The 19,469-nt window shown below is 37.4% G+C and carries 17 protein-coding genes; 8 read left to right on the top strand and 9 right to left on the bottom strand.

What is annotated here, in order from left to right; translation table 11 throughout:
• Positions 1–65: 65 nt before the first annotated feature.
• Together VIG73_RS05630 and VIG73_RS05635 are read right to left on the bottom strand one after the other, a co-directional pair.
• Positions 66–1,142 carry a mechanosensitive ion channel family protein gene (locus VIG73_RS05630; RefSeq protein ID WP_331639830.1) on the bottom strand — a complete coding sequence of 359 codons (1,077 nt, stop codon included), beginning with the start codon at positions 1,140–1,142 and terminating at the stop codon, positions 66–68.
• 150 nt (positions 1,143–1,292) lie between these two features.
• Positions 1,293–1,463 carry a hypothetical protein gene (locus tag VIG73_RS05635; protein ID WP_331639832.1) on the bottom strand — a complete coding sequence of 57 codons (171 nt, stop codon included), beginning with the start codon at positions 1,461–1,463 and terminating at the stop codon, positions 1,293–1,295.
• A 197-nt stretch (positions 1,464–1,660) separates the two neighbouring features.
• Here VIG73_RS05635 and VIG73_RS05640 point away from each other — a divergent pair, with 197 nt between their 5' ends.
• The 3 genes from VIG73_RS05640 (at position 1,661) to VIG73_RS05650 (ending at position 3,939) form a co-directional block, all read left to right on the top strand.
• Positions 1,661–1,846: a hypothetical protein gene (locus VIG73_RS05640; RefSeq protein ID WP_331639833.1), complete on the top strand. Its 186-nt coding sequence runs from the start codon at positions 1,661–1,663 to the stop codon at positions 1,844–1,846.
• 108 nt (positions 1,847–1,954) lie between these two features.
• Positions 1,955–2,449: a PH domain-containing protein gene (locus tag VIG73_RS05645; RefSeq protein ID WP_331639834.1), complete on the top strand. Its 495-nt coding sequence runs from the start codon at positions 1,955–1,957 to the stop codon at positions 2,447–2,449.
• Positions 2,446–3,939, top strand: coding sequence for a PH domain-containing protein (locus tag VIG73_RS05650; protein WP_331639836.1), 1,494 nt, complete (start codon positions 2,446–2,448; stop codon positions 3,937–3,939). Before VIG73_RS05645 ends, VIG73_RS05650 begins: the two co-directional genes overlap by 4 nt.
• Before the next feature lie 645 nt (positions 3,940–4,584).
• On the opposite strand, the gene VIG73_RS05655 is transcribed toward VIG73_RS05650, so the two are convergent.
• Positions 4,585–5,328, bottom strand: a complete 744-nt coding sequence (locus VIG73_RS05655; RefSeq protein ID WP_331639838.1) for an NAD-dependent deacylase — start codon at positions 5,326–5,328, stop codon at positions 4,585–4,587.
• Positions 5,329–5,439: 111 nt separating this feature from the next.
• The gene (gene gdhA / locus VIG73_RS05660) at positions 5,440–6,768 is read right to left on the bottom strand and encodes an NADP-specific glutamate dehydrogenase (RefSeq protein WP_414648373.1); all 1,329 of its coding nucleotides are present in this window, start codon (positions 6,766–6,768) and stop codon (positions 5,440–5,442) included.
• Positions 6,769–7,078: 310 nt separating this feature from the next.
• Between gdhA and VIG73_RS05665 the strand changes: the two genes are divergently transcribed.
• From VIG73_RS05665 to VIG73_RS05680, 4 genes are all read left to right on the top strand, one after another.
• Positions 7,079–7,984, top strand: a complete 906-nt coding sequence (locus VIG73_RS05665; RefSeq protein ID WP_331639842.1) for a LysR family transcriptional regulator — start codon at positions 7,079–7,081, stop codon at positions 7,982–7,984.
• 456 nt (positions 7,985–8,440) lie between these two features.
• Positions 8,441–10,675 (top strand): ribonucleoside-diphosphate reductase subunit alpha, encoded by a 2,235-nt coding sequence (locus tag VIG73_RS05670; protein WP_331639844.1) that lies wholly within the window; start codon positions 8,441–8,443, stop codon positions 10,673–10,675.
• Positions 10,672–11,106 (top strand): flavodoxin, encoded by a 435-nt coding sequence (locus VIG73_RS05675; RefSeq protein ID WP_331639846.1) that lies wholly within the window; start codon positions 10,672–10,674, stop codon positions 11,104–11,106. Before VIG73_RS05670 ends, VIG73_RS05675 begins: the two co-directional genes overlap by 4 nt.
• Positions 11,087–12,130 carry a ribonucleotide-diphosphate reductase subunit beta gene (locus VIG73_RS05680; RefSeq protein ID WP_331639848.1) on the top strand — a complete coding sequence of 348 codons (1,044 nt, stop codon included), beginning with the start codon at positions 11,087–11,089 and terminating at the stop codon, positions 12,128–12,130. The genes VIG73_RS05675 and VIG73_RS05680 overlap by 20 nt, the downstream gene beginning before the upstream one ends.
• A 49-nt stretch (positions 12,131–12,179) precedes the next feature.
• Here VIG73_RS05680 and VIG73_RS05685 read toward each other — a convergent pair whose 3' ends face one another.
• The 3 genes from VIG73_RS05685 to VIG73_RS05695 all read right to left on the bottom strand — a co-directional run bounded on the left by VIG73_RS05685 (position 12,180) and on the right by VIG73_RS05695 (position 15,701).
• Positions 12,180–13,454: a hypothetical protein gene (locus VIG73_RS05685; RefSeq protein WP_331639850.1), complete on the bottom strand. Its 1,275-nt coding sequence runs from the start codon at positions 13,452–13,454 to the stop codon at positions 12,180–12,182.
• A gap of 115 nt (positions 13,455–13,569) precedes the next feature.
• Complete coding sequence (locus VIG73_RS05690; protein WP_331639852.1) at positions 13,570–14,622, bottom strand: C45 family peptidase; 1,053 nt, start codon at positions 14,620–14,622, stop codon at positions 13,570–13,572.
• 71 nt (positions 14,623–14,693) lie between these two features.
• The gene (locus tag VIG73_RS05695) at positions 14,694–15,701 is read right to left on the bottom strand and encodes an N-acetylmuramoyl-L-alanine amidase (RefSeq protein WP_331639854.1); all 1,008 of its coding nucleotides are present in this window, start codon (positions 15,699–15,701) and stop codon (positions 14,694–14,696) included.
• Between the two features lie 157 nt (positions 15,702–15,858).
• Here VIG73_RS05695 and eutH point away from each other — a divergent pair, with 157 nt between their 5' ends.
• The gene (eutH, locus tag VIG73_RS05700) at positions 15,859–16,938 is read left to right on the top strand and encodes an ethanolamine utilization protein EutH (RefSeq protein WP_331639856.1); all 1,080 of its coding nucleotides are present in this window, start codon (positions 15,859–15,861) and stop codon (positions 16,936–16,938) included.
• Between the two features lie 159 nt (positions 16,939–17,097).
• Here eutH and VIG73_RS05705 read toward each other — a convergent pair whose 3' ends face one another.
• Positions 17,098–18,342 (bottom strand): ABC transporter permease, encoded by a 1,245-nt coding sequence (locus VIG73_RS05705; protein ID WP_331639858.1) that lies wholly within the window; start codon positions 18,340–18,342, stop codon positions 17,098–17,100.
• A complete protein-coding gene (locus VIG73_RS05710) occupies positions 18,335–19,261 on the bottom strand; it encodes an ATP-binding cassette domain-containing protein (protein ID WP_331639860.1) in 927 nt (308 codons plus the stop codon). Before VIG73_RS05710 ends, VIG73_RS05705 begins: the two co-directional genes overlap by 8 nt.
• Positions 19,262–19,469: the final 208 nt, after the last annotated feature.

Genomic DNA, 19,469 nt, shown 5'->3' on the forward strand with positions numbered 1-19,469 from the left:
GTAAAAACAATGCGATGTCTCGCGGAGAATCACCTTGAGACATCGCAATGTGCTTGATTATATGATTAACCGTTCTGCGAATCGACTTCCTTATCATTCATCAATAATCTGCGACTTGGAATGGCAATTGTAACGTCTTCGTTATCGATGATTTCTAAAATATCTAGATTAATTTGTTGGCGAATATTTAAATACTCTTCCCAATCTGTTGTATTTGTAAAGAAATAAAGGAAGATATCAATGCCATCTTCTTGATACGTGTCTACGGAAACGAGAATCGTCTCCGGGTGAATATCCGGATTAGATTTTAATAGTTGTTCAATCCGTTGAACAATGCGTTTAATTTTCGAAACTGGGTTATCATATGTCAGGCGAATCGTAAACTTAATTTGCCGTTTGCCCATTTTACTCCAATTGGTAATTGGCTCATTCGCTAATGTCGCATTTGGCACAGTGACAACTGCTTGCGAGAAGGTACGTATTTTCGTACTGCGGAAGGAGATATCTTCAACGGTACCTTCCACACTTGGTGTCATGACCCAATCTCCAATCGTAAATGGCTTTTCAGTGATTAACACGATACCCCCGAAAAGGTTGGCTAATGCTTCTTTAGCAGCTAAAGAAATGGCTAAACCACCGAGCCCGAGTCCAGCGATGAAACCGTCAATTTTATAATCAAGTTCTTGTAAAATGACACTAATTGTTAGTGCAATGACGATAAACTGCAAGATTCGTGATAGGAAGGGAATTAAGATATCATCAATCTTAACCGATGTTGTTTCATTTATTTTTCGAAAGAGATGATGTGATCCAGATGATAAATTAAAGAAACCCCAGCCAATTAATGCGATGATTGATGCACGTAGCAACTTACTAAAGCTAGCACTTTCATGGTTTAAATACGGATAATACCTGACAGCGACATATAATCCGATAATGATAAATAGCCACTGTAGCGGTTTTTTAAATGATTCGAATAAATATGAGAAAAAATCGTTCGGGGCTTTTTTACTTATACGTAATAGGAAAGAATAAATATATTTTGCAAAGATCTTTCGTAACAGAAGGAACAATAAGAATATACCGATGGCAATGCCTAATTTTTTCAAATGTTGCTCTGATAAAAACAATTCCCAAGTCATCTGACACGTCCCCTTTCAATGGTTTAATATGATGAATGGGGTATACACCAATGCGATACCTTTTCTCTTTATGTTCCCTTATTTTAAGGAATCACCTTGTTTTATGTCAAGTATCGGTGTATCGTTCAGATGACTTGATTCTATTATGAATTAATATTTATGAGCAAATCGAAGACGCTCTTGCTCATAATCATAATGCTTAAGCTTAGATTGAAATTTAAGTTGTTTTTGTTTCGGACGCTTTTTATGATAGGTGTAGTTCTTCAACTTTCTAATCCGTTCATGTGTAACACATTTAAATAAATCATATTCGAATAACATGGTACTCCTCCTTTTTTTCAATCACCCTACTATGTCTATGTTAACTTGGGGAAAAAGATTCGTCGTCTGTACATAGTTTGATTTTTTTGTACAAAAAAACAACAGGAAGACCGAGTTGTCATACAACTTTGGATGGAGTCATGAACGTATGGTAAGATATTGTAAGTTATAAAATGCGTTATAGAAAGGAAATAGGAATGGAGAAGTTTTTAATCATCATCGTCATTCTAACATTAGGGTTATCAATGATCTTATTTACAGGGCATTTTATCAAACATGGGATTTCAGGGAGTTTACGTTTAAGTGGTTTATTAAAAGGTGCAATCATTAGCTTTATTATTTATGTCATTACCTTTTTAAGTTATTTGTTTATACTTAACTAAAGTGAGGGGGGTGTCGAAAGCATCCTCTCTTTTTTTGCTGAAATGAAACTTTTTTACTATTTCAATCGTAGCATACGATGTAGATCTTTTTTCACAGGAGTGTTACCTATGTTTACAGTTAATGAACCAACAAACCGAATTTCAAAACGAGCTATTCATGTCTGGCGAATCAGTAACCTTATTGGTCATCTCATCCTTTTAGCTATTTTAGCTGGATTGATTTGGTCGGGGTATCATTTTACGTGGTATCTCTGGATCATTGTTGTCCTTTGGGTATTAAGTGGTTTAACGTTAATATCAGGCATATGGTCTGTTTTCGTTGAACCCCCTTTATTGTATAAGTACTGGCGTTATGGAATTGATGAAGAGTATGTGCGTTTAACTCATGGTGTGATCACCCGAAACCATCACGTCATTCCCATGACAAAAGTGCAATATGTCGGTGCTGAACAAGGCCCGATTCTTAGAAAATACAATCTTTACACTGTAACAATTGGTACGATGCGTTCATCGCATGAGATTCCCGCTCTTCCTGAAGAAGAAGCATTTAAACTTCGGAACCAAATCGCAAGCCACGCCAAGATTAAGGAAGTGGAATCATGATGGTGACGGATATGAAACAAAAACGGATGCACCCGCTTAAAATGTTGGATGCCTTAATCGGGCTTATAAAAGACGCGTTTATTCCTGCTCTCTTTTTGTTTGTTATTGCCAATCCAAATGGTCGATTCATTCCTTATCTCAAACTGATTTTTATAGCCTATTTAGTGATTCGGTTAATCGGAATCGTTATAGGTTGGTTAGTGACAACTTATGAAATAAAAGATGATGCAATCTATATATCAAGGGGAGTTTTTAAAAAGAAAAACCGTACTGTGCCGATTGAACAGGTGCAAAACATTCAAACGAAAACTCCTGTTTATTTTAAACCTTTCCATGTCACATCATTAACGCTTGTCACAAGTGTTTCTGGAGATGAAGCTGCATTGAAAATAGAAGCGGTCAAATGGGAAGAAAAAGAGCGCATCGAAGACCGTATTCTCGCATTTCGTCAACATGAGCGGGATGGCCAGAGTGAACATACCCAGGAAGCGGAGACCTTTGAGACAGCAGTGCCAAAACGCATGATCCACTTCCGACCAACGCGTAAAGATTTAATTAAAGCATCATTTCTATCACTCAGTTTCTTAGCGCTTATTCCTATACTGGCAGCCGTTTTTGAAAAAGCAGAGGATATATTTGACTTAGAAGGGACACTTAATAATATCTATCAATTCATAACGAGTTCATGGTATACGGTTGCATTGACGATTATTATCTTTATTCTTATCTCCATTGGTTTCGGTTTAGTGCGTACGTTTTTAAAATATGGGAAATTTGAGATTGCTTCTGATGCGGAGCGTATTTATATAAAACGCGGTACATTAAATGAACGGACACTATCGATTCGAAAAGACCATGTACAAGCAATCGAACTGATACAAAACCCAATCAAAAAATGGCTTCGTTTAACAGAGGTTAAACTCGTTAGTGCTACAAGTGATGAGGGAGAAGAAGCAGCAGAAATTAACTCGTTATATCCTTTTCTACCGACGAAGCGGGCGTATAGTTTAATGGAGGAATTATTACCAGCGTTCAAATTGTCCCATCAGATGCATCGTTTACCAAAGCGAGCTCTTTATATGAAGTTTTTACGAGTCCCATGGATTTGGCTTATTCTTTCAGGCGTTTTATTTTGGTGGAAACCGTCGCTATGGTATTTATCAATCGTTTTATTTATTTTGACTTATATGATGCGTTATTTTCGTTATAAAAACGCACGCTTTCTAATTCATGATGAGTTTGTCCAATTTAAAATGGGCGGTCTCTGGTCATCTTTATATATAACCAATCGAAAAAAAGTGATTGAAGTTGAAGTAACCCAATCTTATTTGCAGAGGAAATTAAATCTAACGACAATTGGTATAGTGAACCGAACAAATCCTATAAACTATGAAGAAATGGAAGACATACCCATTTCTTCAGCAAAACACTTTCTTACTTGGTATCATAAAAGAAGTGACGATATTCAATTAGAACAAAATGAGTCATAGCCAAGAGAACAGGACATAACAAGCATTAAATACTGATTATTATAGATTGGTACACCATCTTTTTTTCACTGGAGGGAAAGCCGGTATTTGGTAAGACTTTGTATACTTTGTTGTAAAAAATAAATCATCTAGCAATCATTAAAAATATTAATCCACTCTTTTTCTTTAAGGGTGGATTTCTTTTTTTTAGGTGTTATCATTACGGCTCAAAGCACGATTTGTATATCTTTGAATGGTCCAATATGATATAACTTCTATTAAAATCAACGACTTATATACCATTGAGCGCTTCAATGTGAGCTAACTGTACCAAACGTCACTGACATATATACCATTGAATGCTTCAATGCAATCTAACTTTAACTAACACTACTGACTTATATATCTTTAAACACTCTAATGCGATATTTTAGAAGAGACACGATAAAAACGAACAAATCGCCGGCATTGCCGGAGATCTCTCAGAGGCAATTGATAAATCTATCTATCATTATGAAAGGTATCAAGAAAGAAAAAACGGTTCTAGTTCCTTGAATACAGAGCTAAAACCGTTTAAGTCAATTTGTATTATTTCTTCTGTCTACTTGACAGGGGACAGTTCGATTCATTTTGTTCTAGCCTCTTTGGTTATGACTGCTGATAGTTTTAGATATCTTCCAAAGCGCTCCCCTTGATCAATTCATCCCATTCCTGGAGTGTTTGCTTTATCGAGAGGTCACGGATGATGTAATCGGCCATATCATCAAGCGGTGTTGCATCACGATTGACGATAATTAATTTAGCGTCGTTTTCTTTTGCGAGTATAGGGAACATATTAGCAGGGCTTACCGTTAATGAGGAGCCAAAGACGATAAATAAGTCAGCCTGCATCGCTTCGGTCTCAGCTTTCATAAAGACATCTTGTGGTAAGGCCTCTCCAAATAATACAATTCCAGGTCGAATTGTTCCGCCACACGTATCACATTGATCTATTCCATCAAAAAACTGTTGTGGTTGAAAAGCTTTTTCACATGAATGACAATGAAATGTTCGAAACGTACCATGGAGTTCCATAATATGTTTGCTACCGGCGTCGTGATGAAAACCATCAACATTTTGCGTAATAATGCTCTTAATGAGACCTTGTTTTTCCCAATCGGCTAAAATGCGATGTCCTTCATGCGGTTCATACGATTGAATCGCTTGCAGACGGTAACGATAAAAATTGATGAATTCCTCGCGATTATGTTCTAACGCATGCACATTAGCCAATTCATTAGGATTAAATTTTTTCCATAAGCCATCTTTAGCTGAACGAAAATCTGGCAAACCACTTTCCGTTGACATGCCTGCACCAGTAAATACAACGGCATGTTTACTCGACATGATTAAATGAACGATTTCTTTCATTTGCATCACCCCTTATTACCGCTATCGTACACGATTTGAACGCTTATTCCTAGTGAACACCGTTTATGTTAAATAAAAAAACCCTTCTGCAATAAAGCAGAAGGGTGTGTATTAGATCACACCGAGATCAATCATTGTATCGGCAACACGAGTAAAACCGGCAATATTGGCACCGACAATTAAGTTACCTGGTTTATGATATTTTTTAGCAGCTGTGACACATTCACGGTAAATATTTTTCATAATATCCTTCAACATATCATCAACCTGTTCAAAAGACCAGGCAACGCGTGAACTATTTTGCGCCATTTCTAAAGCGGAAACAGCGACACCACCAGCGTTAACTGCTTTAGCAGGTGCAAATGGGATATTATGATAAAGAAATACACCAATCGCCTCAGTTGTAGATGGCATATTCGCACCTTCTGCTACGAGCATGACCTTATTTTCGACGAGGAGTTTAGCTTCTTTTTCATCAATTTCATTTTGTGTTGCGCAAGGCATCGCTATATCACAAGGTATTTCCCAAATATCTGAACAATCTTCTTTATAAATAGCATGAGGATGCTCCTCGACATAATCTTTAATTCTGCGCCTTTCAACTTCTTTTAATCGTTTAACAGTTGCCAGATCGATTCCATTTTCATCATAGATATATCCATTTGAATCACTACATGCAACGACCTTAGCACCTAGTTCCAGTGCCTTTTCTATAGTGTGAATCGCGACATTTCCCGACCCGGATACGATGAGTGTTTTGTTTTCTAATGTTTCTCCGAGGTCTTTTAACATTTCTTGTACAAAATAAATGGCACCATACCCAGTTGCTTCTTTTCGTCCAATACTTCCACCATAATGAAGCCCTTTACCTGTTAAGACACCGGCTTCGTATTTACCGCGTAATCGTTTATACTGTCCGAATAAATATCCGATTTCACGCGGGCCAACACCAATATCACCAGCAGGAACATCAATATCAGGTCCAATATATTTATGAAGCTCTGTCATATAACTTTGGCAAAAACGCATGATCTCAGTATCAGACCTACCCTTTGGATCAAAGTCTGCACCACCTTTTCCTCCGCCAATCGGTAGGTTTGTTAAGGCGTTTTTAAACGTCTGTTCAAAACCGAGGAATTTTATGATACTGGAATTAACTGACGGGTGAAAGCGTAAGCCCCCTTTGTACGGTCCGATCGCACTATTTGTTTGTACGCGATAACCACGGTTAACATGAACGGTTCCCTTATCATCCATCCAAGGCACACTAAAAGTAATTAGTCGCTCAGGTTCAACAAGTCGCTCTAATATATTATATTTAACGTAATCCGTATTTTTCATGAGAACGGGGCGGATAGTAACGAATAAATCCCTTACCGCCTGGTGGAATTCCTTTTCGTATGGATCTCGACTGATCATCTGCTGAAAAACACGGTTCATATGTCGGTTAACGAGTTCTTCCACTTTCTGCATCGATAACTTCGGTTTATTTTTCAATGTCATAGGACACCTTCCTTTAATTCTGTCATAATGACGCCGTATGTATCGTACGGTATGCATGTGGATAGCAAGATAAGTGATTTTTCTAATATGATCATTTTTTCACATACTTACCCTAAGTACCATTTTAACGAATATCATTCATCTAATCAATATTAATAATAGATAAGATCAATGCCGATATGAGATAATAGAAAGGTAAGTCTGTATTAATTAGAAAGAAAGGTGATGCGTTATGGAGTTGAGGCAATTGACATACTTTATAGAAGTTGCCAAGCGTGAGCATATGACGGAAGCTGCAGAGGCATTACATGTTGCCCAGTCAGCAATTAGTCGGCAAATTGCCAATTTAGAAGCTGAATTAGAAGTTGAATTATTTATACGCGATGGTCGTAATGTTCGCCTCACCCAGGTCGGGCAAGTATTTTTAGAACATGCGGAGCGGGCTGTACATGCGATTCATTATGCGAAACGTATTGTTAAAGAACATACAGACCCAGAACGAGGAATGATCCATGTTGGGTTTACGAGTAGTTTGGCCTCACTGATTCTTCCAACCTTAATCTCTGCTTTTCGCAAACAATATCCCCATATAAAATTTCGGCTAAATCAGGCTTCCCATTATGAACTGGAAAAGCGTATCGTGCAAGGGGAAATTAATTTGGCATTGCTAGGACCCGTTCCAACGAGGAAAGAGCGAATCAAAGGGACAATTCTATTTCATGAGAAGATCGTCGCACTATTGCCGGAAGCCCATCCGCTTGCGAATGAAAAAGCAGTATCATTGGATCAATTAAGGAGAGATGTTTTCGTTTTATACCCTGAAGGTTATGTGCTTCGGAAAATGGTGACAGATGCATGTAAACAACTTGGGTTTCAGCCGGAAGTATCTTTTGAAGGACAGGATATTGATACGATTAAAGGACTTGTCTCGGCTGGGTTAGGTATATCATTAATTCCGGAAATAACGATTGCTAATGATATGCCAAAAGGAATTGCTATCGTCGATCTTACAAATCCAAATGTAAGGCGCACAGTGGGCATGATTACACCTACTGAAAGAGAATTACTACCAGCCGAAAAATTATTTTATGAATTTGCCAGAGAATTCTTCGGGCGCCTAGAGCGATTTCAATATCAAAATTTGTCGATTTAGCTTGCTGGTTTAGTAGAAGTATGACGCTTTTAATCATTTTAATAGAAAGAAATTTTAATTAATCGAAGAAGAGGATTTGTTAATTACATCTTGTAAAAATATTCATTTTATGATAAGCTAAATACACAACATCTTGATGGTTTTAAACACCAAAACACCATATGTAGTATGGTTGTCGTGTTAAATTTGAGAATTAAAAAACGGGAAAAGTCATCATAAGAGGTAGGAATGTTGGAGAACAACAGAAATTAATATACCATTTTATACAGTATAATACAAATAAATCGTACCAGAAAAACCAGTTAAACGTTTCACTTCACAAATTAGTAACAAAGCTATCAAAGTTTGAAAGAAGTGAGCGATTTTTTAGTGCAAATTTAGTCAATCTAGACAAGGAAACTAAGTTTTCTACAACAGTTCCTATAGGGACCGTTAAGATTAAGGGAGGATCTATTCATGACACAAACGCTTCAAAAAAATGAGTCGCTTGTTAAAAAGTGGGTTAATCAAGCGCAAGACGGCTTAAAAGTCGATACGGAGAAATACCTTGAGAAATCATTTCGCACCATTACAGAAGAATCAACACCGAGTTTTATTGCAGAAACATTAATTAAAAATGCGCTTGAAAACATTGATGAAGTTAATACAGATTGGACTTTTATGGCTGCGCGGATTTATTTATATGATTTGTATCGAAAAGCAGCTGAAAATCGGGGCTACGATACCGAATTACGTTACGGGGATTTTCATGAATTGATTCAAATCTTAGTTGACAAAGGCATTTATACATCAACATTATTAGAAAAATATTCAAAAGCAGAGATTGCTCATTTGGGTAAGCACATTAAGCCTGAACAAGATCGCTTATTTACATACCTGTCAATATACACACTAGCGACGCGTTATTTAGCGACAGATCATGACAAAAATACATTTGAATTACCACAAGAGCGTTGGATGATTATTGCGATGCATCTGATGCAAGATGAGCCAAAAGACAAACGAACAGCACTTGTCGAAGAAGCCTATTGGGCATTAAGTAATCTCTATATGACCGTTGCAACACCGACAATGAATAACTCTGGTAAAACACATGGACAATTATCAAGCTGTTTCATCGATACGGTCGATGATAGTTTACAATCAATCTATGATGTCAACACAGATGTTGCTAAACTATCAAAGAATGGTGGCGGAATTGGTGTCTATATGGGGAAAGTCCGTGGACGCGGTAGCTCTATTAAAGGTTTTAAAGGCATGTCCAGTGGTGTTGTACCATGGATTAAACAATTAAATAATACCGCTGTTAGTGTTGACCAATTAGGGACAAGAAAAGGTGCGATCGCTGTCTATTTAGATGCATGGCATATCGATATTGAACCGTTTTTAGATTTAAAATTAAATAACGGGGACGAAAGAATGCGTGCCCATGATATATTCCCGGGAATTTGTATTCCAGATTTATTTATGGAACAAGTGGAAAAGCGTGGTGACTGGTACTTATTTGATCCACATGAAGTTCGTCAAGAAATGGGTTATTCTCTTGAAGACTTTTATGATGAAAAAGAAGGCGATGGTGAGTGGCGTAGAAGATACAAAGAATGTATTAACAACGAAAATCTACGCAAGAAAAAGGTACCAGCAATCGATATTATGAAGCGGATTATGATTTCCCAGTTAGAAACAGGAACACCATTTATGTTTTATCGTGATGAAGTCAACCGACGAAATAACAATCCACATAATGGTATGATCTATTGTTCTAATTTATGTACTGAAATTACACAAAACCAATCACCGACACAGTTTATTGAAGAATATGTAGAAGACGAAGATATCATTGTGAAAAAGTACAAAACAGGTGATTATGTTGTTTGTAACTTAAGTTCTGTTAACTTAGGTAAAGCTGTTCCAGATAACGTATTAGAGCGTTTGATTCGTATCCAAGTACGTATGTTAGATAATGTGATTGACATTAATACATTACCAATTAAACAGACAACATTAACAAACCAAAAGTACCGTGCGATTGGTCTTGGCACATTTGGCTGGCATCATCTTCTTGCTTTAGAAGGAATTAAATGGGAAACAGAAGAAGCTGTTCAATTTGCGGACAAGCTTTATGAGAAGATTGCTTACTTAACAATCCAAGCAAGTATGGAATTAAGTAAGGAAAAAGGCCACTACTCTTCATTTGAAGGTAGCCGTTGGAGTACAGGGGAGTACTTCGATTTGCGAGGCTATTCAGATGAAAAATGGACAGACCTAAAAGAAGCTGTAAAAGAGCATGGAATCCGTAATGGTTATTTGATGGCTGTTGCACCAAACTCATCAACATCAATCATTGCGAACTCTACTGCAAGTATCGATCCTGTCTTCCAACCGTTCTATTACGAAGAGAAGAAGGACTTTAAAATCCCTAATACAGCACCAGACTTATCACCAGAAACATATGATGTCTATCGCCGTTCTGCTTATATTGTGGATCAGCGCTGGTCTGTTAAGCAAAACGCTGCTCGTCAAAAGCATATTGACCAAGGGATTTCCTTTAACTTCTATGTACCGAATTCGATTCGTGCATCTGTCCTTTTGGACTTGCATTTACGTGCATGGAAACAAGGATTAAAAACAACATATTACGTTCGTTCAACATCAACAGATATTGAGGAATGTGAGTGGTGTCATTCATGAGAGCTCTAATCGCATATCTATCGTACAGCGGGAACACAGAAGAAGTAGCTGAAATCATTGCGGATAAGTTAGTTGCAGATGGTATGGAAGTGGAGATGCATTCGATTGGGATTGATCCCCCAATCGATCCATCTCGTTACGATTACTTCTTTTTCGGCACATTTACTTGGGATGTCGGTAGTACACCAGATGAAATGAAAGATTTTGTGTTAGAAGTGGGTTATAAACCGGATAATGTAGCTGTCTTTGGCTCCGGCGACACACAGTTCGGTGGCGATGATTTGTTTTGTAGAGCAGTTGAACGATTAGCTAAGTTTTATAATAGTAGATGGGATGGTTTAAAAATTGAACAATCCCCAAGAGGATCACAAGAAGTATTAGTTGAACAATGGGTGGAAGGAGTTTTACATGATGTCAAAAGTCTTGCTTGAGAAAGCGAAAACGTTAGAACCACGTTTTCCAAATAAATCGAATGGTTTATTTGGGGGAGAGTCAAGTGGGATTTTAAATTGGAATGATATTGCTTATCCACATTGGTATAAAATGTATAAGCGTTTAGTCGGTAATTACTGGCAAGCTGATGAGGTGAATATGGGAAGTGATGTTAAACAGTTCCCAACCTTGTCTGAAGCGGAACAGGATGCCTATTTAAAGATTATTGGATTACTTTCAACATTAGACGGTCCACAAACACGAATTGCATTATTAATCTCTTTATATGCAACAGACCCGTCTGTACAGTCAATTATGGCTGTTATTGCTCAACAAGAAGCCGTCCATAATGAAAGTTATTCCTATGTCTTATCATCCGTCGTATCACTTGATGAACAAAATAAATCATTCAACTTTGGACGTAAAGACCCGGTACTTCTAAAGCGTAACGCACGTATTATGGAGCATTATAATAACTTTGCTAAGGAACCAACAATCGAAAACATTTTAAAAACAATGGTCTATACGGCACTTTTAGAAGGCTTATTCTTCTACTCTGGTTTTGCGTTTTTCTATAATTTAGCACGTAGTAATAAGATGGTCGGAACATCAACTATGATTAGCTATATTAACCGTGATGAATTAGAACATGGGCGTTTTATTTCTGAATTATTCCGTGCAACACTCGCGGAAAATCCTGAATTAAATAACCCTGAATTTATTGATTGGGTCTATGACCAATTCCGTACATCGGTTGAATTAGAAACTGAGTGGTCTGAATATGTCTTGAAAGATATAGAAGGCATTGACTTAGATGAAATGGCTGGCTATGTCAAATACCGTGCCAATAAAATGCTCCGTATGATGGGATTAAGCGAAATCTATCCCGATTATGTGGACAATCCAATGAAATGGATTCGGGCTTATGTAGATAACTTTGATGGAACGAAAACAGATTTCTTTGAACAGAAATCACGTCAGTATACAAAAACAAGTGATTTAAACGGTTTTGACGATTTATAAATAGAAGAAAACGAGCTCCCCGGGGGCTCGTTTTTTTATTTATCTTGATTCATAATTCGTTAAAGGCAAACATTTCCCCTGTTGTAGCATCTACACCATAATGGCAATCGATTTTGCCACAAAGAAGGTAGCTATTTTTAGACTTATCATAGACATAGACAGGTGTTACTTTAATATATTTGCGAAGTTTATCAAGCGCATCTGCATGGGAGATATTTATTTCATTCGCATCCTCATAATCCTGGAAATCAGTAAATAACATACTTGAATCAATATAATTCACAACATTTTTTGTTTCACTGTCAATAAAAATATTTATTTTGTGACTAAATATATGTGTGTCAGTCGCTGGTTTTAATAATGCCACTAAAAAACCTTGGTCACGTCGAATTTGTTTTAAGTTCCATTTTCTAGAAACTGCGGGATACTGCTGCCGTAAAAACAGTGTTGTTGCATTGATGCAGGCCGTTATGTCATCCTCCGTAATCGGTGCCAAATCAGGATGAGGCTCATGTTGAAGTGCCTGCTCTAAATCAATTTCTTCATAAACAAATATGGGCTCTCCGACAAATTCATTTTCTGATTGAATCGGTTCATCCCATTCAATCAGATGATTGAGCTCCACATATTGTCCATCTGATTGGAAGATCTCAAATGGAATCGTATGCTTTCCGTCATTTGTAACAAAAAGCTCTTCAATCGCATAGAATGTACGCCATTTCTTTTGGTCTATATTTGGAAACTGAACGCGTTGGCACTGTCTTTCAATAAATGTTTCGACCATATCAGGAAGTAAATTAAATGGTTCCCAATTAACTTCCTCGTCTTTTGGGAAGACACCGTTTATGGAATAGCCAGTAAATTGATCTGTATTATTAAATTGGACAGATATGACTGCACTTGGATAAACCGGTATATTGTCAATGACCCCTTTAAAAAGGAACTCCCCATTTTTTTCATGTACAAGTTGAAATTGTTTGCCCCATGTAAGTCCTGTCTCGTTTTCAATCCATTCAATCACATGGGTTAAATCACGTATTGGGAAAGCATCTCTTTTCGTCGCATAGGTGACACCACCAACAAAAATAATCGAGTGAACTGCTTTAGTATGTAAATGAACCTCTATTGCAGCAGTACCTTCCGGATTTTCTTCTTCTTTGTCCCTGTCTTTATATTTATTTGGAAACCATTCCATTGATAAATAGTATGATGTTTCCTGATGACTGTTTTTATCACGATAGAGATGATATCTGCCTAAATAATAGTCTTCTAGACCATATGTTGTTTGTGTTTCATCAACGATTTGTTTCAGCTCTTTTTTCATAGCACACCTCAATTTACGTTGTTTTTTTAGTGTAACATATTGTAAATAAGTGATATATTAGATTCACTAGAAATGTGTATAAACGAAGACAAGCTATTCCAATCGAATAGCTTGTCTAATCGACTTCTTCCATATTAACAAACGGTTCATTTGAACTGATTTCTCCTTTGATTTGTTTGATAGGAAAGTCGTAGCCTTCTAACCAGTCATCGAAGGGGAGAATAAGTGGTTTTCGATCACCACCGAGTGCGAACCAAACAGACATATCTTTAGGGAAATATCCAGCCGTATGTAATGTACCAGCCCATGCCCCATATTTATTGGAGTAGACACCATGCTCTGAATGATTGAGTAAGCGAAAGGCAGAGTAATGATCTGTCACATGGATTTGTCCTTCTTTCAGCGCTTTTTCTCGTTTTAAGGAATCATCTAAACGATAGCGATTTTCCTCACGAAGCCGTTCAAAATGGTTCGTACATATATGTCCTCGCCGAATTTTCACTTGTCGTGAAGATGCCTCAACAATCACACTATCCCCGCTCTGGTCGAGTACAATATAACTAAAAGAATGCCGGTGGGGAATGTTTTTTAATAGTGTCACAGCTTCTTCGATCGTCGCGCATGTTTGTAAAATAATGCGCCCAATCATATTACAAACAAACCCATCGTTAGACCCGACACGGTTTGTAAAGTTATAGCCCATTGCCAGACCCTTCTCGTTCATGCCATCTGTTCGTCCAGTGATTTGCATCGTTGGTCCAATCGTCGCATAACCACCATCTGTCGGTTGAAATAGAACAAATCGCCCCTCATAAGAAGCGGGTGCATTATCGTAATTACGCATCATATAATCTGAGCTTGTAAAGACGGAGCAACCACTTTGCCCATATTCTAGATAGTAGCCCCCGAATTCGCGCAACGCGGTCTCCATATCGTAATGAAGAGCGTCCGCTAATCCTTGAATTTCGTCCCAAATCGGTGAAGCGAATTCAAATAAAGTCCATTTTATCTGGTCGACATCAACAATAAAATGTCGCTTATATTGCTTTTCCCATTGTTTACGCCGATTCAGTAGAATGAAAGACTGACGAAGCTGTTCGCCTTGCCAATAGCCAAAATCATAATGTGACCCTCTATACTGTAAGACATCACTATATACTTGTTTCATCAAAGGGCTTCCTTTCATGTGAATACTAACTTAACTATACTTTAATATGTGCTGATATGAAAGAGGAGCGCTTAACTAGTGTAAAAGTATTGATTAAGCCCTTGGACGATCGCTTCGGCAACTTTTCTCTTATAGTCATTCGTTTGGATTAAGCGAAAATCATCGGGATTTGTTAGAAAGCCCAATTCAATTAAAATGGCTTTTTGATTGTTTTCTCTTAACACGTAGAAGTGATCATGCTTTACACCACGGTTGTTCATACCTGTCTGTTTAATTAAATGCCTTTGTATAGTATGAGCGAGTTTTTCAGATTTACGATCTGAATAATAAGTACTCAAGCCTTTCACGCGTGAATCAGTATAAGCATCAAAATGAAGACTAATAAAAGCATCTGCCTTTCTTTGTCTTCCCAAGTTGACGCGATCTTCTAAGGTGAGGAAATGGTCATTTGTCCGTGTTAGGGTGACATGGGCACCGGCATTTTCTAAATGATGTGCAACTTGTAGTGCTGATTTTAATGTTAAGTCCTTTTCTAGTATGCTGTCATGCGTGGCGCCAACATCTTTCCCACCATGACCAGCATCAATGACGATATGGAGCTTATCTAATGATGTCTCTGTTGTTAGTGTATCTTTAGATAGTTGAACAGGACGTGGTTTTACAATCTGTACACCTGTGTCCTCTTGCTCTGGTATAAACTCATTGACTATAGGGTCATGGTTTTCTACTTCTGTTTCAAATCCTTCATCTTCTGATTCAGAATGATGATTCGTTTCAGTTGCTTCGTGTTGCGTATTTGTTTCGATTCGTTCAATAAATTTACCGGAAACCCATACAGGCTGTCCATTAAAAAACGTTTTCACCCAACCATCGATTTTTTCAAAAATCATTAATTCGCTTCCGAAGCCAAGTTGACCAACGATTTCTGCTTCTTCTGATGGTTGGGTGCGCATATTTAATTGTGTAGATTTTACCTGATAGACATCTCCTGACTCTGCTTGTACTTTAGCAGTTGGAATAAAGACAAATATTAAAATAAATATAACCGTCATAAAAATAAAGAATCGTAAATTCCCCATCTATTTCTCCTCCTATAAAACTCTTAATCTTGCAAACTAGTATGAACAAAAAGGGAAAGAGATATACCTATTATTTTTGAAAATGGGTTGAAAAAACTTGTAGATACCGTTATTTTTAATTAGACTGTTTTATTAATTAAGGAATGGAGAAAGAAATATGGGAATCAATGACATTATCGTCTATATCGTTATATTTTTCTTGATCATCGGTGCCGTCGATAAGATATTAGGTAACCGCTGGGGGCTTGGTGAACAGTTTACAGAAGGATTTAAAGCAATGGGCCCATTAACATTAGCGATGGTCGGAATCATTTCCCTTGCTCCGGTGATTGCTAATTTGCTGACACCGCTAATTACACCGATTTATGGCTTAATTGGTGCTGATCCAGCCACATTTGCAAATACGATTCTAGCGATTGATATGGGGGGGTATGCCCTTGCCAAAGAAATGGCGCTAACACCTGAAGCGGAAATCTTCTCATGGGTGTTTTTAGGAACGACAATGGGCGCAACTGTCGTTTTTACCATTCCGGTCGCATTAGGAATGATTCAAAAGAAAGATCATCCGTATTTTGCCAAAGGGATTTTAATCGGTATGATGACCGTTCCAATTGGTAGTTTAATTGGGGGACTAGTTGGTGGCTTAAGCATTCAAATGATCATCATTAATCTTATTCCGACATTACTGTTTTCCTTAATCATTGGTTACGGTTTATGGAAACATGCCGATAAAATGATTACAGGGTTTACGCTGTTCGGAAAAGCAGTGGAAATTATTGCTATCCTTGGTTTAACCATTGCAATTGTTGAAACACTAACAGGCTTTGTCATCATTCCAAATATGACTCCTTTAAGTGAAGGTATTCAAATTGTCGGTCAAATCGTTATTTTCTTAGCAGGTGCTTTTCCAATGGTTGCCTTTATCCAAAAAGCTTTGAAAAAACCATTAACGAAGCTAGGGAATGTATTAGGGATTGACCATACAGCAACAGCTGGACTTGTTGCATCATTAGCTCATAGCATCCCGATGTTAGCGATATTAAAAGATATGGAACCAAGAGGAAAAGTGATAAACGTTGCATTTACTGTAAGTGCAGCCTTTGTACTAGGAAGTCATTTAGGGTTTGTCGCTGGTGTCGAAAAAGATATGGTCTTCGCGATGATTGTTGGGAAGTTAGTCGGAGGGTTAGGTGCAGTTTTCTTGGCGATGCTTACTTTTCGAACATCGAAAGTATAATGACATGAGTCGTACAAACAATAGTCTCGATAGTTTGTACGATTTTTTGATTGAAGTACGCAATGGTTTCTACACAAAATGGACATTCAGCCCAACAAAAAAGCGTTATGTCGAGCTGATGAATCAACATCGACATAACACTAGGGGGAACTAAATTAATTAAGCTCTAAGCCATTTCCACATCTCTTTAAGGGAGGCATTTTTTCCGTACATTAAAATCCCGACTTTGAATATCTTTCCAGCTAACTTCATCATCACAGCGGTACTAATAACTAAAATAGCAAGTGCAATGCCAATTTCAACCCAAGGCCATTCTTCCATAACGGTTAAGCGCATGAGCAGAACACCTGGCGAGGTGAATGGGAAATATGTGCCCACTTTCGCGACGATGCCAGTTGGATCCATAAATACGGATGTTGCAAAGATAAACGGTAAAAACGGTAACATTAATACTAAACCTTGGAAGTTTCCAGCTGTAGAAACATCCGCCATCGTTGCTCCAATTCCAACATAGAGAGCAGCAAACAGTAAGTAACCAATAACCGCAATGAATACAAGCAACAATGTTTCTGGTACGAGTAAGTATTCAATAATTGGAATATCGGTTTTCCATAAAGCGACCGGAATCGCAAATGCTAATAAGACAACAGCTTGCAGTAAGCCTAATACGAAATACCCGATAATCTTACCTTGCATAAGTTCGCCAGGTGTAACAGATGATAAAATAATTTCCGCGATTTTATCTTTCTTTTCCTGGGAAGCACTTTGGAAAATATACATACCAGCAACAACGATAGAAAAGAGTATGATTCCGGCGAAAATACCTGGTACGACCTGCTTAAATGGATCTTCTTCAAGTGCGCCACTTTCATCATCCGTCGCTTCTTTATTGTCTACATCTTCACCAGCTATTTCTTCTGAAAACATTATAGGCGTCGCTACCTTAGCAAGCTGTTCTTTTGATAAACCGAGCGCAGCCATTTGTATCGATTTTAGTGGCGATTCTAACACCATTAACTCTGTTGTGAATAAATCGTAAATGGTATCACTTGTATAAACAGGAACAATGCCTTCACTTAAAGCTTCCTGATTTATAAAAATATACGCCGTGTCTTCAGTATCTTCTAATGCTTCATCAACTTGATCTTGTGCAAGATCAGTTTGTTGAACCTCCCAATCTAACTCTTGGGCATCAACTGTTTCTTTGAGAGCATCATAGACACCAACTTCATCATTGATAAACACGGTTGCGCTTGAACTAATTTCAGCATCTTCACCCATTAACGATCCTAAAAACCCAAATAACAAAATAAGTGCAGGAGTAATAAAAAGTCCGATTAAATACGTTTTATTTTTTAAATTTCGTCTAATTTCCCAGCGAGCGACTTTTAAAGCGTTACGCATGTTGTTCACCTACTTTTCCGTTTGATTGATTACTATTCGCTATATCGACGAATATTTCATGAAGTGAAATTCGATCGATTGATAATTCCTGAATATGCAACTCAACAGGTAAGCTTTTCAACCATGGGGCCGGTGTGACATCGCGATCTAGGTACAAAATGGCTCGGTCAGGATTATGATCAACCCGTTGTACTTGTGGAAGTTGCTCGAGAACAGCTAAGTCATTATGACCACGAATCGTACATTTAAAATTTGCATACTCTGTTTTGACATCATCTAAAGAACCGTAGATGACTTTTTCACCTTGTTGAATCATAAAGAGTCGATCACAAATTTCTTCTACTAAATTCATTTGATGTGAGGATAATAAAATGGCTGTCCCTTGATTAGCTAATTGACGAATTTCATCCTTAAAGATATCTTGACTGACAGGATCCAATCCGGAAAACGGTTCATCTAAAATTAATAATTCAGGTTCATGCAGAATCGATGAAATGAACTGTACTTTTTGGTTCATTCCTTTTGATAATTCTTCTAAGTTAACGTTTTCTTTTCCTTTTAAATCGAATTTTTCTAAGTAGGCAAGTGCACGTTCTTTTGCTTTTTTAAGTGGATAGTCCTTTAAGTCAGCTAAGTAGAGGAGCATATCCATCACTTTAACATTTTTATAAAGTCCACGTTCTTCAGGTAAATAGCCAATTTTGTGACGAGGAATATCTTTATATTTATGGAAAATGACTTCACCCTGATCAGGATAAATTATGCCCATAATATTCCGAATTGTTGTTGACTTTCCAGCTCCATTAGGACCAAGGATGGCCATAATTTCACCTTTTCTTACTTCAAAGGAAATACCTTTTAATACTTGTTTGTCCTTAAATGTTTTCTCTAAACCTTGAATGGATAATACAGTTTCCATCTTAGCACCCTCTCTAATTTGCTTTCTAAACTAAATTATTATGATGATCCAATCATTTGTCTAACCTGTAATACGTAAACAGCCGATAAAAGGTTTCCTTATTAGTTTAATTTTTATCGTTTTTTCATGGCAGTAATAATACCGAAAAATAAATTGAATAAAAGTTAGCGTGCTCAGATATGACAACAATCTTATTGCTACGTTTATT

Origin of the sequence: Cerasibacillus sp. (assembly GCF_036516575.1) — a bacterium.
Classification (GTDB): Bacteria; Bacillota; Bacilli; order Bacillales; family Amphibacillaceae; genus Cerasibacillus.

Excerpts from the sequence above, each read along its gene's own strand:
- VIG73_RS05630 (WP_331639830.1), bottom strand. The coding sequence starts at position 1,142 with ATGACTTGGGAATTGTTTTTATCAGAGCAACATTTGAAAAAATTAGGC.
- VIG73_RS05635 (WP_331639832.1), bottom strand. The coding sequence starts at position 1,463 with ATGTTATTCGAATATGATTTATTTAAATGTGTTACACATGAACGGATT.
- VIG73_RS05640 (WP_331639833.1), top strand. The coding sequence starts at position 1,661 with ATGGAGAAGTTTTTAATCATCATCGTCATTCTAACATTAGGGTTATCA.
- VIG73_RS05645 (WP_331639834.1), top strand. The coding sequence starts at position 1,955 with ATGTTTACAGTTAATGAACCAACAAACCGAATTTCAAAACGAGCTATT.
- VIG73_RS05650 (WP_331639836.1), top strand. The coding sequence starts at position 2,446 with ATGATGGTGACGGATATGAAACAAAAACGGATGCACCCGCTTAAAATG.
- VIG73_RS05655 (WP_331639838.1), bottom strand. The coding sequence starts at position 5,328 with ATGAAAGAAATCGTTCATTTAATCATGTCGAGTAAACATGCCGTTGTA.
- gdhA (WP_414648373.1), bottom strand. The coding sequence starts at position 6,768 with ATGAACCGTGTTTTTCAGCAGATGATCAGTCGAGATCCATACGAAAAG.
- VIG73_RS05670 (WP_331639844.1), top strand. The coding sequence starts at position 8,441 with ATGACACAAACGCTTCAAAAAAATGAGTCGCTTGTTAAAAAGTGGGTT.
- VIG73_RS05675 (WP_331639846.1), top strand. The coding sequence starts at position 10,672 with ATGAGAGCTCTAATCGCATATCTATCGTACAGCGGGAACACAGAAGAA.
- VIG73_RS05680 (WP_331639848.1), top strand. The coding sequence starts at position 11,087 with ATGTCAAAAGTCTTGCTTGAGAAAGCGAAAACGTTAGAACCACGTTTT.
- VIG73_RS05685 (WP_331639850.1), bottom strand. The coding sequence starts at position 13,454 with ATGAAAAAAGAGCTGAAACAAATCGTTGATGAAACACAAACAACATAT.
- VIG73_RS05690 (WP_331639852.1), bottom strand. The coding sequence starts at position 14,622 with ATGAAACAAGTATATAGTGATGTCTTACAGTATAGAGGGTCACATTAT.
- VIG73_RS05695 (WP_331639854.1), bottom strand. The coding sequence starts at position 15,701 with ATGGGGAATTTACGATTCTTTATTTTTATGACGGTTATATTTATTTTA.
- eutH (WP_331639856.1), top strand. The coding sequence starts at position 15,859 with ATGGGAATCAATGACATTATCGTCTATATCGTTATATTTTTCTTGATC.
- VIG73_RS05705 (WP_331639858.1), bottom strand. The coding sequence starts at position 18,342 with ATGCGTAACGCTTTAAAAGTCGCTCGCTGGGAAATTAGACGAAATTTA.
- VIG73_RS05710 (WP_331639860.1), bottom strand. The coding sequence starts at position 19,261 with ATGGAAACTGTATTATCCATTCAAGGTTTAGAGAAAACATTTAAGGAC.